Origin of the sequence: Bradyrhizobium sp. AZCC 1610 (assembly GCF_036924515.1) — a bacterium.
Classification (GTDB): Bacteria; Pseudomonadota; Alphaproteobacteria; order Rhizobiales; family Xanthobacteraceae; genus Bradyrhizobium.
Window position 1 is genome coordinate 7371590 of sequence record NZ_JAZHRR010000001.1, and the last position, 13478, is coordinate 7385067.

Annotated in this window: 13 protein-coding genes and 1 pseudogene; 13 read left to right on the forward strand and 1 reads right to left on the reverse strand. The window is 63.8% G+C overall.

Annotation, left to right across the window (positions count from 1 at the left end; translation table 11 throughout):
- The first annotated feature begins 87 nt into the window (after positions 1-87).
- From aroA to V1279_RS36175, 13 genes and pseudogenes are all read left to right on the forward strand, one after another.
- A complete protein-coding gene (gene aroA, locus V1279_RS36115) occupies positions 88-1425 on the forward strand; it encodes a 3-phosphoshikimate 1-carboxyvinyltransferase (protein ID WP_334445610.1) in 1338 nt (445 codons plus the stop codon).
- A 36-nt stretch (positions 1426-1461) separates the two neighbouring features.
- Positions 1462-1860, forward strand: a complete 399-nt coding sequence (locus V1279_RS36120) for a hypothetical protein (RefSeq protein ID WP_334445611.1) — start codon at positions 1462-1464, stop codon at positions 1858-1860.
- Positions 1861-1866: 6 nt separating this feature from the next.
- Positions 1867-2499, forward strand: coding sequence for a (d)CMP kinase (gene cmk / locus V1279_RS36125; RefSeq protein WP_334445612.1), 633 nt, complete (start codon positions 1867-1869; stop codon positions 2497-2499).
- 369 nt (positions 2500-2868) lie between these two features.
- Positions 2869-4570, forward strand: a pseudogene (gene rpsA, locus V1279_RS36130) (30S ribosomal protein S1).
- A gap of 278 nt (positions 4571-4848) precedes the next feature.
- Complete coding sequence (sppA, locus tag V1279_RS36135) at positions 4849-5829, forward strand: signal peptide peptidase SppA (protein ID WP_334445613.1); 981 nt, start codon at positions 4849-4851, stop codon at positions 5827-5829.
- A gap of 171 nt (positions 5830-6000) precedes the next feature.
- The gene (locus tag V1279_RS36140) at positions 6001-6306 is read left to right on the forward strand and encodes an integration host factor subunit beta (protein ID WP_212417154.1); all 306 of its coding nucleotides are present in this window, start codon (positions 6001-6003) and stop codon (positions 6304-6306) included.
- A gap of 79 nt (positions 6307-6385) precedes the next feature.
- The gene (locus V1279_RS36145) at positions 6386-6778 is read left to right on the forward strand and encodes a LapA family protein (protein ID WP_334445616.1); all 393 of its coding nucleotides are present in this window, start codon (positions 6386-6388) and stop codon (positions 6776-6778) included.
- A gap of 64 nt (positions 6779-6842) precedes the next feature.
- Positions 6843-7502, forward strand: a complete 660-nt coding sequence (locus V1279_RS36150; RefSeq protein WP_334445618.1) for a phosphoribosylanthranilate isomerase — start codon at positions 6843-6845, stop codon at positions 7500-7502.
- Complete coding sequence (trpB, locus tag V1279_RS36155) at positions 7499-8716, forward strand: tryptophan synthase subunit beta (RefSeq protein WP_334445620.1); 1218 nt, start codon at positions 7499-7501, stop codon at positions 8714-8716. The genes V1279_RS36150 and trpB overlap by 4 nt, the downstream gene beginning before the upstream one ends.
- On the forward strand, positions 8713-9549 hold the full coding sequence (trpA, locus tag V1279_RS36160) for a tryptophan synthase subunit alpha (RefSeq protein WP_334445622.1): 837 nt from the start codon (positions 8713-8715) through the stop codon (positions 9547-9549). Before trpB ends, trpA begins: the two co-directional genes overlap by 4 nt.
- A 100-nt stretch (positions 9550-9649) precedes the next feature.
- Positions 9650-10591: an acetyl-CoA carboxylase, carboxyltransferase subunit beta gene (gene accD, locus V1279_RS36165; RefSeq protein WP_334445624.1), complete on the forward strand. Its 942-nt coding sequence runs from the start codon at positions 9650-9652 to the stop codon at positions 10589-10591.
- Positions 10588-11928 carry a bifunctional folylpolyglutamate synthase/dihydrofolate synthase gene (locus V1279_RS36170; RefSeq protein ID WP_334445626.1) on the forward strand — a complete coding sequence of 447 codons (1341 nt, stop codon included), beginning with the start codon at positions 10588-10590 and terminating at the stop codon, positions 11926-11928. The genes accD and V1279_RS36170 overlap by 4 nt, the downstream gene beginning before the upstream one ends.
- A 269-nt stretch (positions 11929-12197) precedes the next feature.
- Positions 12198-12938, forward strand: a complete 741-nt coding sequence (locus tag V1279_RS36175; RefSeq protein ID WP_334445628.1) for a metallophosphoesterase family protein — start codon at positions 12198-12200, stop codon at positions 12936-12938.
- Between the two features lie 176 nt (positions 12939-13114).
- Here the strand turns inward: V1279_RS36175 and trxA are convergent, their stop codons facing one another.
- Positions 13115-13435: a thioredoxin gene (trxA, locus tag V1279_RS36180; protein ID WP_016847387.1), complete on the reverse strand. Its 321-nt coding sequence runs from the start codon at positions 13433-13435 to the stop codon at positions 13115-13117.
- Positions 13436-13478 lie beyond the last annotated feature (43 nt).

The following is a 13478-nucleotide window of genomic DNA, read 5'->3' on the forward strand; positions in this document are numbered from 1 at the left end:
GGTGTCAATAGCAGTTTGTCGCATTTGACGGCCGCGTGACGCCGTGTGGCCCATGTGGTACTGCCGCCCCCGCAGAGGACCCCAATCTTGAGCCATTCAACCACCCAAACCCCGCTGGAATCCCGCGCAAGCGGCCCTTTGAGCGGCAAAGTCCGCGTTCCCGGCGACAAGTCGATTTCGCACCGCGCCCTCATCCTGGGGGCGCTTTCGGTCGGCGAAACCAGGATTTCCGGCCTGCTCGAGGGCGAAGATGTGCTCAATACCGCCAAATCCATGCAGGCGCTGGGCGCCAGGGTCGAGCGGACCGGGCCCTTTGCGTGGCAGGTCGACGGTGTGGGCGTGGCGGGCTTTGCCCAGCCGGCTTCCCCACTCGATTTCGGTAATTCCGGCACCGGCTGCCGGCTGGTGATGGGGGCGGTGGCGGGGTGCCCGATCACCGCCGTGTTCGACGGCGACGCCTCGCTGCGGTCCCGCCCGATGCGCCGGATCCTTGATCCCTTGGAATTGATGGGTGCCAAAGCCGGTGAGACCAAGGAAGGCGGCCGCCTGCCGCTGACGCTGCACGGTGCCCGCGATCCCGTGCCGATCCTCTACCGCACCCCGGTGGCCTCGGCCCAGATCAAGTCGGCGGTGCTGCTGGCGGGACTTGCCGCGCCTGGTATCACCACGGTCATCGAGCAGGAAGCAAGCCGCGATCACACCGAGCTGATGCTGAAACATTTCGGCGCCGAGATCGCCTCGGTTCGTGAAGGCAGCCACGGCCGCAAGATCACGCTGACGGGCCAGGGCGAACTGCATGGCGCCGACGTCGTGGTGCCTGCCGATCCGTCCTCGGCCGCATTCCCGATCGTGGCGGCGCTGGTCGTCGAAGGCTCCGACGTGATCTTCGCCGACGTCATGACCAATCCGCTGCGGACCGGCCTGTTCACGACGCTGCGCGAGATGGGCGCCTCCATCGAGGAGAGCGAACTCCGCGGCGATGCCGGCGAACCGATGGCGACCTTGCGCGTGCGCGCATCGAAACTGCGCGGCGTCGAGGTGCCGCCGGAGCGCGCGCCCTCGATGATCGACGAATATCTGGTGCTCGCGGTCGCTGCCTCCTTTGCCGAAGGCACCACCATCCTGCGCGGCCTGCAGGAATTGCGCGTCAAGGAATCCGACCGGCTCGAGGCGACCGCCGCCATGCTGCGCGTCAACGGCGTCAGGGTCGAGGTCGCAAGCGACGATTTGATCGTCGAGGGCAGGGGCCACGTGCCCGGTGGCGGCCTCGTCGCCACCCACATGGATCACCGCATCGCGATGTCCGCGCTGGTGATGGGACTGGCCGCCGACAAGCCGGTCAAGGTCGACGACACCGCCTTCATCGCCACCAGCTTTCCGGATTTCATCCCGATGATGCGCTCGCTCGGAGCTGAGTTTTCATGAGGCGAACGGGTTACATTGAGCAAAGTGAGAACTTCAATGCGCCCACAAACGCTTGCTGAGGCCGTCGAGAGGATCCAGAGCGGTGAGCCGCAGGATGCGATGCTCGCGCAGTTTGTAGACACTTTTGATTTGGCGAAAACCGACGGGGATCGCTACGCGTCGATTGAGCGTGAGCCGAAATTGACAGGTGATAGCCGGCTTGACGCCCTCGTGGGCGCAATCGCCGAATATCTGGCAAAGCAGCGCCGGTTGGGGCGCGTTCCACACTGGGTTTGCGATCCCGCACGCCGTCTGGATCATCCCTGGTTTACGGCGGCCGCCCCATCGGACGCCATGCGCGAATTCCTGACCTTCAGCAGCCCCGCAGAGTTTGCTTCCCGCAACATTTTCACCGAAGAACGGCCGCTGCGTCGCGCGCGCGGCCCCAAGCAATAGGGTATCATGATCATCGCCATCGACGGGCCGGCGGCTTCCGGCAAGGGCACGCTCGGCAAACGTCTCGCCCACCATTACGGCTATCGCCACCTTGACACCGGCGTCATCTATCGCGCTGTGGCGAAGGCGCTGCTGGATGAGGGCTACGATCTCACCGACGAGGCGCGGGCGGTGGCGGTTGCCATGGAGCTCGATCCCGAAAAGTTCGGACATCCCGAGTTGAAGACGCAGCGCATCGGCGATGCGGCTTCGGTCGTGTCGGCGATTCCAAGCGTGCGCGAGGCGCTGGTCAATTTTCAGCGCCAGTTCGCGGCCGATCCGCCGGGCGCCGTGCTCGACGGGCGCGACATCGGAACCGTGATCTGCCCGAACGCCGATGTGAAAATCTTTGTCGTAGCCGACCCGCATGTGCGCGCCCGTCGCCGGACGCTGGAAGCGCTGGCGCGTGGCGAAGCCGCCGACGAGGCGGCGGTGCTGGCCGACATCCTCAAGCGTGATGAACGGGACAAGAACCGCGCCGCCGCGCCCCTCAAGGCGGCGGCGGACGCCCATATCCTCGATAATTCCAATCTCGACATCGAAGGCGGCGTTCAGGCTGCCATCGCCATCGTGGAAGCCGTCCGCGCCAAGCGGGCATGAGCCGGTTTGCAGCCCCGTTTTTGGCAAAACGGCCCTGAAATCGGGCATTTCCGGCTTGCCGAAAATGGCCCTTGGGGCTATATCCACGCCCATCCGGGCCGCCATCGATGAGATCAGGGCTGTCCGAGCGGGCCGGCTGGAGGTTTGAACCCCCGCCGTCATTGGAGGAAAGCCCGCTCCAGGTTCTTGAAGTCGATACGCTCGTTTCAGGCTCCGGATAAATCAACGTATCGAACGTGCAGGCATGCTGCCGGCCCGCTGTTGCGCCTCCCGCAAACAGCGGTCGTCAGGGTTTGCGGACCCCTGACACTTCACGCCCGATGCGCCCTTTAACCCGAACGGCCGGCGATATCCCGCATTGGAGAACAAATGGCTTCGACTGCTGCTTCTTATAATCCTACCCGCGACGATTTCGCTGCGATGCTGGACGAGTCCTTCGCCGGCGGCAATCTGCAGGAAAGTTCCGTCATCAAGGGCAAGGTAGTTGCAATTGAAAAGGACATGGCCGTCATCGACGTCGGCCTGAAGACCGAAGGCCGCGTGGCGCTGCGCGAATTCGCCGGCCCCGGCCGCGAAAGCGATCTCAAGGTTGGCGACGAGGTCGAGGTGTTCCTCGACAGGATCGAGAATGCGCTCGGCGAAGCCGTGCTGTCGCGCGACAAGGCGCGCCGCGAGGAAAGCTGGGGCAAGCTCGAGAAGGCCTTCAACAACAACGAGAAGGTTCACGGCGTCATCTTCAACCAGGTCAAGGGCGGCTTCACCGTCGACCTCGACGGTGCTGTCGCCTTCCTGCCGCGCTCGCAGGTCGATATCCGCCCGATCCGCGACGTCGCTCCGCTGATGAACAACTCGCAGCCGTTCCAGATCCTCAAGATGGATCGCCGCCGCGGCAACATCGTGGTGTCGCGCCGCACGGTTCTCGAAGAGACCCGCGCCGAGCAGCGCCAGGAGCTGGTGCAGAACCTCGAAGAGGGTCAGGTGATCGACGGCGTGGTCAAGAACATCACCGATTACGGTGCGTTCGTTGATCTCGGCGGCATCGACGGCCTGCTGCACGTCACCGATATCGCCTGGCGCCGGGTTAACCACCCGACCGAAGTGCTCACCATCGGCCAGACCGTGAAAGTCAAGATCATCAAGATCAACCACGAGACCCACCGCATTTCGCTCGGCATGAAGCAGCTGCTGGACGATCCGTGGCAGGGCATCGAGGCCAAGTACCCGCTGAACGCGCGCTTCACCGGCCGCGTCACCAACATCACCGACTACGGCGCGTTCGTCGAACTGGAGCCGGGCATCGAAGGCCTGATCCACGTCTCGGAAATGTCGTGGACCAAAAAGAACATGCACCCCGGCAAGATCGTTTCGACCTCGCAGGAAGTCGAAGTGCAGGTCCTGGAAGTCGATTCGGTCAAGCGCCGCATCTCGCTCGGCCTCAAGCAGACCATGCGCAACCCCTGGGAAGTCTTCGTCGAGAAGTTCCCGGTCGGTTCGACGGTCGAAGGCGAGGTCAAGAACAAGACCGAGTTCGGTCTGTTTCTCGGTCTCGACGGCGACGTCGACGGCATGGTGCATCTGTCCGACCTCGACTGGAAGCTTCCGGGCGAGCAGGTCATCGACAACTTCAAGAAGGGCGACATGGTCAAGGCCGTGGTGCTCGACGTCGATGTCGAAAAGGAGCGCATCTCGCTCGGCGTCAAGCAGCTCGAAGGCGACCCCTTCGCAGAGCCTGGCGACGTCAAGAAGGGTGCGGTCGTGACCTGCGAAGTGCTCGAAGTGAAGGAAGCCGGCATCGAGGTGAAGATCTCGGGCACCGACTTCACCACCTTCATCAAGCGTTCGGAACTCGCCCGTGACCGCAACGATCAGCGCGCCGAACGGTTCGCCGTCGGCGAGAAGGTCGACGCCCGCGTGATCCAGTTCGACAAGAAGGCGCCGCAAGGTGCAGGTCTCGATCAAGGCGCTGGAAGTTGCCGAAGAGAAGGAAGCCATCGCGCAGTACGGCTCCTCCGATTCGGGAGCGACGCTGGGCGATATTCTCGGCACCGCGCTCAAGAATCGCGAGAAGTAAGCGCTTAGCTTATTTGTGTGCGACATCAGGCCCCGGTCTCGACCGGGGCCTTTTTTGTATCGTCATCCCCGGCCGGACCCGTAGCCCGGATGGAGCGAAGCGCAATCCGGGATAACTCAACCCGCTTGTGGGGCTGCCCCGGATTTCGCTTCGCTCCATCCGGGCTACAATTGCCCTGGGCCTTGCTTTCTTCATATTGCATCGCAATTGATGTAATCAGATAACGCTTCGCTAGCGCTGCGAGTGCAAAACGCGCTGATTATTTCAGGAGAAATTCGATGTCGCTCGATTCGGACGTGATCGTCGATCGCCGCAGAATCCGCCGCAAGCTGACCTTCTGGCGCGTCGTGGCTGGCCTGGTTGCCATCGCGGCGATCGTCACCGTCGGCGCGATCGCGACAAGGAGCGGGCCGGCTGCGCTGACGGCATCGGGATCGATCGCGCGTGTCAATATCGACGGGCTGATCCGCAGCGACCAGCAACGCGTCGAGGCGCTGGAGCGGCTGGAGAAAACGAGCCATGCCGCCGTCATCGTGCACATCAATTCGCCTGGCGGCACCACGGCCGGCTCCGAGCAACTCTATGACGCGCTGGTGCGCCTGAAGGCCAAGAAGCCGCTGGTCGTGGTGGTCGAGGGGCTGGCTGCGTCGGGCGGTTACATCTCGGCGCTCGCCGCCGATCACATCGTTGCCCGGCAGAGCTCGCTGGTCGGTTCGATCGGCGTGCTGTTCCAGTTTCCGAATTTCAGCGAGCTTATGAAGACCGTGGGCGTCAAGGTCGAGGAAGTGAAATCCTCGCCGTTGAAGGCCGCGCCCAACGGTTTCGAGCCGACCAGCCCGGAGGCGCGCGCCGCGCTCGACGCGCTGGTGAAGGATTCTTATGCCTGGTTCCGCGGCCTGGTGAAGGAGCGGCGCGCCATGGATGACGCGCTACTCGAAAAGGTCGCGGATGGCCGCGTCTTCACCGGCCGTCAGGCGGTCGAACTGAAGCTGGTCGATCAGCTCGGCGATGAAAAAGCAGCCGTGGCCTGGCTGGTTGCCGAAAAGAAGATCAAGCGCGATCTGCCGGTGCGCGATTACAAGCTGACACCGCAGTTCGGGGACCTGACGTTCCTGCGCGCGGCGGCTTCCATCGCGTTCGATGCCCTCGGCCTGAGTTCCATCGCGCGCCAGATCGAGCAGGCCGGCGTGGCACAGGCGGTCGATCAGCTCTCGCTCGACGGCATGCTGGCGCTGTGGCGCCCCGCAGCCGCGAATTGAGCCGCACCGGCTGTCCTTCGTCACATTCTCCCGCACGGCGGCTGTCGTCACAAACCCCCTCCGGGCGGTTTGTCACGCCATTTCGCGTTGCCCAAAAGTGATTTAGCGTCTTGACAGTTCAAGGTATTTTCACGGAAATGGATATCCGCCCGACCCCGGATCCCAACCTCGATGATCAAATCCGAACTTGTTCAGCGCATCGCCGAGCACAACCCGCACCTCTATCAGCGGGATGTGGAGAACATTGTGAACGCGATCCTCGATGAGATCGTGGCAGCCCTGGCGCGCGGCGACCGTGTCGAGCTGCGCGGCTTCGGCGCTTTCTCGGTCAAGCATCGCCCCGCCCGCGCAGGCCGCAATCCACGCACCGGCGCGCATGTGCCGGTCGATCAGAAGAGCGTGCCGTTCTTCAAGACCGGCAAGGAAATGCGCGAGCGGCTCAACCGCGAAAACGGCTCGCCCGAGGCCGGCGCGTAGGCGCTTTTCGGTTAGACCGGATGTAGCCGTGTTGCGGGCTTGGTGCCCGCCTTTCTCCATCACTGCGCGAGAAATGGTCATGCGAAAGTTCTTCACGGCGCTGGTCGTCATTCCCTTAGGCCTCGTCTTCATCGTCTTCGCGGTCGCCAACCGCCATTTCGTGACGGTGTCGTTCGATCCCTTCAATTCGACCGATCCGGCGATCGCGGTGTCGATGCCGCTGTTTGCCGTGATCATTGCGGTGGCCATTCTGGGGGTGGCGGCGGGCGGTGTGGCGACCTGGTTCCGCCAGCGCCACTGGCGCCGCGCGGCGCGCCAGCATGAGGCGGATGCCCGCCGGGCGAGGGCGGAGGCGGCCGATTTGCGGGCTGCGGCGGCGGTTTCCCGGGCCGATCAGCAGCGGCTTCCGGCGCCGTCGCAGTACGGTATCTATGGGGCTACAGGGCGAGACAAGCAGGGCGCGACGTTGTAGAACCCGCCCCGTCAGCTTGTTCCAATTTGCCGCGGCGGCGCTGGATCCCGCCCCCTGAGAGACCATGCCCCTGCTCGTCAAAATTTGCGGCCTGTCCACGCCCGAGACGCTCGACACAGCGCTTGAGGCGGGCGCCGACATGGTGGGATTCGTGTTCTTCTCCCCGTCGCCGCGCCATCTCGGCCTCGAGGCGGCGCGCGAGTTGGGCCGGCAGGCCAAGGGCCGAGCCGTCAAAGCGGCATTGACCGTCGATGCCGACGACGCGACGCTTGAAAACATCGTCGAGACGCTGCGGCCGGATCTCTTGCAATTGCACGGCAAGGAAACCATCGCGCGCGTACGCGACATCAAGGCGAAGTTCGCACTTCCGGTCATGAAGGTAATTGCGGTCGAGACGTCGGCCGATCTCGCCGTGCTGCCGGGCTATGCCAGCGTCGCCGACCGCATCCTGTTCGACGCCCGCGCGCCCAAGGGCGCCACCCGCCCCGGCGGGCTGGGGGCCGTGTTCGACTGGCACGTTTTGGAAAAGCTCGATCTTCAACTGCCGTTTATGGTCTCGGGCGGGCTTTCCGCCGACAACGTCGCGGAGGCGGTCCGCGTCACCCGCGCCGGCGGCGTCGATGTATCCTCCGGCGTGGAAAGCGCGCCCGGTGTCAAGGATCCCGAGATGATCCGCGCCTTTATTCGCGCCGCGCGCGCCTCCGAAGAATTGATGGTCCGATGAATCCAAACCTGCCCAACTCATTCCGCACCGGCCCCGACGAGCGCGGGCATTTCGGCATTTTCGGCGGACGCTTCGTCGCCGAGACACTGATGCCGCTGATCCTCGATCTGGAGAAGGCCTATGCCGACGCCAAGGCCGATCCGGCGTTTCAGGCGGAGATGAACGGCTACCTCAAGACCTATGTCGGCCGGCCGTCGCCGCTTTATTTCGCCGAGCGGCTGACCGAGCATCTCGGCGGGGCAAAAATCTATTTCAAGCGCGAGGAGCTCAATCACACCGGCTCGCACAAGGTCAACAATGTGCTCGGCCAGATCATGGTCGCGCGCCGCATGGGCAAGCAGCGCATCATCGCCGAGACCGGCGCCGGCCAGCACGGCGTCGCCACCGCAACCCTTTGTGCGCGGTTCGGGCTCGAATGCGTGGTCTATATGGGCGCCGTCGATGTCGAGCGGCAGCAGCCCAACGTGATCCGCATGGAAATGCTGGGCGCCAAGGTGGTTCCGGTCCAGTCCGGCGCGCGTACCCTGAAGGACGCGATGAACGACGCGCTGCGTGACTGGGTCACCAATGTGCACAACACGTTCTACTGCATCGGCACGGTGGCGGGTCCGCATCCCTATCCGATGATGGTGCGCGACTTCCAATCTGTTATCGGCGACGAGACGCGCAAGCAGATGCAGGAGGCCGAGGGCCGCCTGCCGGATTCGCTGGTCGCCTGCATCGGCGGCGGCTCCAACGCGATGGGCCTGTTTCATCCGTTCCTCGATGATCCCTCTGTCGAGATTTTCGGTGTCGAGGCCGCCGGCCACGGGCTGACACAGCTCCACGCCGCCTCGATCGCCGGAGGCCGTCCCGGCGTCCTGCACGGCAACCGCACCTATCTCTTGATGGACGAGGATGGCCAGATCCAGGACGCGCATTCGATTTCGGCAGGGCTGGATTATCCCGGCATCGGCCCGGAGCATTCCTGGTTGCACGAAACCGGCCGGGTCAATTATCTCTCCGCGACCGACGAGGAAGCGCTCGCGGCGTTTCAGTTGCTGACGCGGCTTGAAGGGATTCCTCCGGCACTGGAGCCGGCGCACGCGATCGCCAAGGTGATGGAGCTCGCGCCAAAACGCCCGCGAGATCATCTGATGGTTGTCAACCTTTCCGGCCGCGGCGACAAGGACATTCCGCAGATCACGGAAATTCTGAAGGGCAGGAAGAAGTGACCACCCGTATCGACGCAAGATTTGCCGAACTCGCCAGGCAGGGCCGCTCGGCGTTCGTCACCTTCCTGATGGCCGGCGATCCGGACCCTGCGACGTCGCTCGACATCATCAAGGCGCTGCCGAAGGCCGGCGCCGACATCATCGAGATCGGCATGCCGTTTACCGATCCGATGGCGGACGGGCCGTCGATCCAGGCGGCGGGCTTGCGCGCGCTGAAGGCCGGCATGACCCTGAAGAAGACGCTGGAGATGGTCCGCGGCTTCCGCAAGGACGACGAGACCACGCCGCTGGTGCTGATGGGCTACTACAATCCGATCTACATCTACGGGGTCGACAAATTCCTCACCGACGCGAAAATCGCCGGTGTCGACGGGCTAATCATCGTCGACCTGCCGCCGGAGGAAGACACCGAACTGTGCCTGCCGGCGATGAAGGCGGGGCTTAACTTCATCCGCCTGGCGACGCCGACCACCGACGACAAGCGCCTGCCCGCGGTGCTCGCGAACACGTCGGGCTTCGTCTATTACGTCTCGATCACCGGCATCACCGGAGGCATCAGCGCCGATTCCACGGCGGTCGGCGAAGCGGTGGCCCGTATCAAGCGGCATACCAAACTGCCGGTCTGTGTCGGCTTCGGCATCCGCACGCCGGATGCGGCGCGGGCGATTGCGGAGAATGCCAATGGGGCCGTAGTCGGCACCGCGCTGGTCGATGCGCTCCGCGCCAGCCTCGATACCGAGGGGCGCGCGACCCCCAAGACCGTTGGCGCTGTCGCCGATCTGGTGTCCGCCCTGGCGCAGGGCGTCCGGGGAGCAAAACAGGCCGCAGAATAAGCCATAATTGCGTGGAATAGGCGTCGTCAGCGGCTTGTTGGGTTCAGCCCAGGCCGCCATATATTCCACTTGATGCGTTAACCGCATTTCGGAGCGAACCATGAATTGGCTCACCAATGTCGTCCGGCCGAAAATCCGCAACATCCTGCGCCGCGAGACGCCGGAGAATTTGTGGATCAAGTGCCCGGATTCCGGGCAGCTCGTGTTCTACAAGGACGTCGAGGCCAACCAGTTCGTCATTCCCGGCTCGAACTACCACATGCGCATGGGCGCGGTGGCGCGGCTGAAATCGATCTTCGACAACGAGACCTGGTACGACATCGCGCTGCCGGAAGTGACGCCCGATCCGCTGAAGTTTCGCGACGAGCGCAAATATGTCGACCGCATCAAGGACGCGCGCGCCAAGACCGGGCTGAACGACGCCATCAAGGTCGGCTACGGCAAGTTAGAGGGCGCCGGCGTCGTGGTCGCGGTGCAGGATTTCGATTTCATGGGCGGTTCGCTCGGCATGGCCGCGGGTGAGGCGATCGTGCGCGGGCTCGAGCTTGCGGTGGAGAAGAAGTCGCCGTTCATCATGTTCGCGGCCTCGGGCGGCGCGCGGATGCAGGAGGGCATCCTGTCGCTGATGCAGATGCCGCGCACCACCGTCGGCGTGCAGATGCTGCGGGAAGCGAAGCTGCCTTACATCGTGGTGTTGACCAATCCGACCACCGGCGGCGTCACCGCGTCCTACGCCATGCTGGGCGACGTGCAGATCGCCGAGCCCGGCGCTCTCATCGGCTTCGCCGGCGCGCGCGTGATCGAGCAGACCATCCGCGAGAAACTGCCGGAAGGATTCCAGCGCGCTGAATATCTTCTCGACCACGGCATGATCGACATGGTCGTGCATCGCCACGACATGCGTGCCACGCTGGCGCGGATCTGCCGGCTCTTGACCAAATCCCCGGCGCTTGATGTCGCTTCAAGGCCTTTGCCGCAGGTCACGGACCCGGCCCAGATCGTCTCGGCGCCGGAAGCCGTGCCGGCTGCGCCCCACGCGTGAACCTGCCTGCCGCCAAACCCCAGCCGCTCGGTGAACTAATCGCGCGGCTGTCTGCCTTGCATCCGAAGCGCATCGATCTCAGCCTCGATCGCATGCACCGCCTGCTGGCGCGGCTCGATCATCCGGAGGCCCTGTTGCCGCCGGTGATTCATGTCGCCGGCACCAATGGCAAGGGCTCCACGATCGCCTATCTGCGCGCGATCCTCGAGGCCGCAGGCCTGCGCGTGCACGTCTACACCTCGCCCTACCTGGTGCGGATCAACGAATGCTTCCGCATCGGCGAGAAGGGCGGCGGCCGGCTGGCTGATGATGCCGAGTTGCGCCGGGTGCTGGAGCATTGCGAACAGGTCAATGCGGGCGAGCCGATCACGATTTTCGAGATGGAGACCGCGGCGGCGTTTTGCCTGTTCGCGGAGCATGAGGCCGATGTCGTGCTGCTGGAGACCGGACTTGGCGGGCGGCTTGACGCCACCAATGTCATCGACCGGCCGATCGCTGTTGTTATCGCGCCGGTCAGTATGGACCATACCGAGTTTCTCGGTAATTCGCTGACCGCGATCGCCGGCGAAAAGGCCGCCATCATCAAGCGCGGCGCGCCGGTGATTTGCGCCGAGCAGGCGCCGGAGGCAATGTCGGTGATCGAGGCGCAGGCGAAGCGCGTGCGTGCGCCGCTGCATGCGGCGGGACAGCAATGGCATGTCGGCGTCGAGCGCGGACGGCTGGTCTATCAGGACGAGCGCGGCCTGATGGATCTCGCGGCGCCAAAGCTGTTCGGCCGGCATCAGTTCGATAATGCCGGCCTTGCGATCGCAACGTTGCGGGCGATCGAGGCGTTCAAAATCGGAATGCCAGCATTCGAGGCCGGCATCGTTGGCGCCGAATGGCCGGCGCGGATGCAGCGGCTGGTCGCGGGCGCGCTGGCCGATCAGGGGCCGAAGGGGTGCGAGATCTGGCTCGATGGCGGGCACAATGCCGAAGGCGGCCGCGTCGCTGCCGCGGCGCTCGGCGATCTCGAAGAGCGGGTGTCGCGCCCGCTGGTGGTGATCGCGGGCATGATGGCGAACAAGGATGCAGGCGCGTTCCTCGCCAATTTCGCCGGCCTGACGCGGCACATCGTTTCGGTGGCGATTCCCGGCCGCGATAACGTGATGCCGCCGGACCGGCTGGCGGATGCGGCGCGCGCGCTCGGCATGCGCGTGGAAAATGCTGCAAGTGTCGAAGCCGCGTTACATGCGCTGTCGCGGCTGGCTTATGAGGTGCCGCCGCGCATCCTGATCACCGGCTCACTTTATCTCGCCGGCCATGTGCTTGCGATCAACGGCACGCTGCCGGGATAACGTCCGAAGAAATTAGTCCGAAGAAAATTAAATGGCCGCTGAAATTGCTTCCAGCGGCCGCCCGGGTAGAAATATCGATTATTTATGAATTAACCAGCCCCGGTCTTTGCAAACTCTAGCCAAGATGCCGCCACACTGCGAGTCGGAACCCGGGTTCCATCCTAGAACCAAGGAGGATGTTGCAGGCTGGTTTCACCCAAATGAGTTAGATGACCTAACATCGTTCTTGCAACGTCGTACAACCATAACTGTCGAAAGCTGGAATTAACATGCGGTTTGCCGCGATTGCCGATGTGCACGGAAACTATCTCGCGCTCGAAGCCGTGCTGGCTGACATCCGCGCGCAGGGCATTGGCGAGATCGTCAATCTCGGCGACATGGCGAGCGGCCCGCTCGACGCGCGGCGAACCATGGACGCGCTGATGGCGCTCGATGCTGTTCACGTGCTCGGCAATCATGATCGCTGGCTGATCGACCGGCCGGTCGAGAAGATGGGTTCGTGGGATCGGCCCGCCTATGCGCAACTCGGCATCGAGCATCTCGACTGGCTGCGCACGGTGCCATCAACGCAGATATTTCGCGATCAGGTATTTCTCTGCCACGCCACACCTGCCGACGATAACGTTTACTGGCTTGAGACAGTGACGCCTGATGGCTCGGTCAGGATGTCGCCGCGGGAGGCGATCGAGAAAGAAGCGGATGGAATTTCGCAGTCGCTGATTCTGTGCGCGCACACCCACATCGCGCGCGCGGTGCGACTCGGCGACGGACGCCTGGTGGTCAATCCCGGTAGCGTCGGCGTTCCCGGCTTTTCCTACAACGTCCCGTTCCCGCACCTGATAGAGGCGGGCACGCCCGACGCCCGCTATGCGGTTCTCGAGCTGGCATCGGGAAGCTGGCGCGTGACCTTCCGGCATGTGCCATACGATAACGATGCGATGGCGGCATTGGCGCGCCGCAATGGCGACGCTGAATTTGCATCCGCACTTTCGACGGGATGGATACGCTGAAGAATTCGTAGCCCGTAGCCCGGGTGGAGCGCAGCGTAACCCGGGATAGCTTCAGCCGCTTGCGAGAAAGCCCCGGGTTTCGCTGCGCTCCACCCGGGCTACGAGATCATTCGCCGCAAAAACAAAAACGGCCGGCAATTCGCCGGCCGTTTCACAATCAGCAAATTGAAAGCCGATCAGACCGCAGCGGTGATCCACTGTTGCAGCTTCGCCTTCGGCGCGGCGCCGACCTGGCGGGAGGCCATTTCGCCGCCCTTGAAGATCATCAGGGTCGGGATCGACATCACGCCGTATTTCGAGGCCGTCTTCGGGCTCTCGTCGACGTTCAGCTTCACGATCTTGACCTTGTCGCCCATGGCGCCGGAAATCTCGTCGAGCGCAGGCGCGATCATGCGGCAGGGGCCGCACCATTCGGCCCAGAAATCGACGACCACCGGCCCGGTCGCCTTGAGCACTTCGGCTTCGAAATCGGCGTCAGAAACCTTGCCAACGGCCATGGGAATTACCTCGTTCGGTTAGAAATTAAGGGGCGCGGTCAAG

Excerpts from the sequence above, each read along its gene's own strand:
- V1279_RS36120 (WP_334445611.1), top strand. The coding sequence starts at position 1,462 with ATGCGCCCACAAACGCTTGCTGAGGCCGTCGAGAGGATCCAGAGCGGT.
- cmk (WP_334445612.1), top strand. The coding sequence starts at position 1,867 with ATGATCATCGCCATCGACGGGCCGGCGGCTTCCGGCAAGGGCACGCTC.
- sppA (WP_334445613.1), top strand. The coding sequence starts at position 4,849 with ATGTCGCTCGATTCGGACGTGATCGTCGATCGCCGCAGAATCCGCCGC.
- V1279_RS36140 (WP_212417154.1), top strand. The coding sequence starts at position 6,001 with ATGATCAAATCCGAACTTGTTCAGCGCATCGCCGAGCACAACCCGCAC.
- V1279_RS36145 (WP_334445616.1), top strand. The coding sequence starts at position 6,386 with ATGCGAAAGTTCTTCACGGCGCTGGTCGTCATTCCCTTAGGCCTCGTC.
- V1279_RS36150 (WP_334445618.1), top strand. The coding sequence starts at position 6,843 with ATGCCCCTGCTCGTCAAAATTTGCGGCCTGTCCACGCCCGAGACGCTC.
- trpB (WP_334445620.1), top strand. The coding sequence starts at position 7,499 with ATGAATCCAAACCTGCCCAACTCATTCCGCACCGGCCCCGACGAGCGC.
- accD (WP_334445624.1), top strand. The coding sequence starts at position 9,650 with ATGAATTGGCTCACCAATGTCGTCCGGCCGAAAATCCGCAACATCCTG.
- V1279_RS36175 (WP_334445628.1), top strand. The coding sequence starts at position 12,198 with ATGCGGTTTGCCGCGATTGCCGATGTGCACGGAAACTATCTCGCGCTC.
- trxA (WP_016847387.1), bottom strand. The coding sequence starts at position 13,435 with ATGGCCGTTGGCAAGGTTTCTGACGCCGATTTCGAAGCCGAAGTGCTC.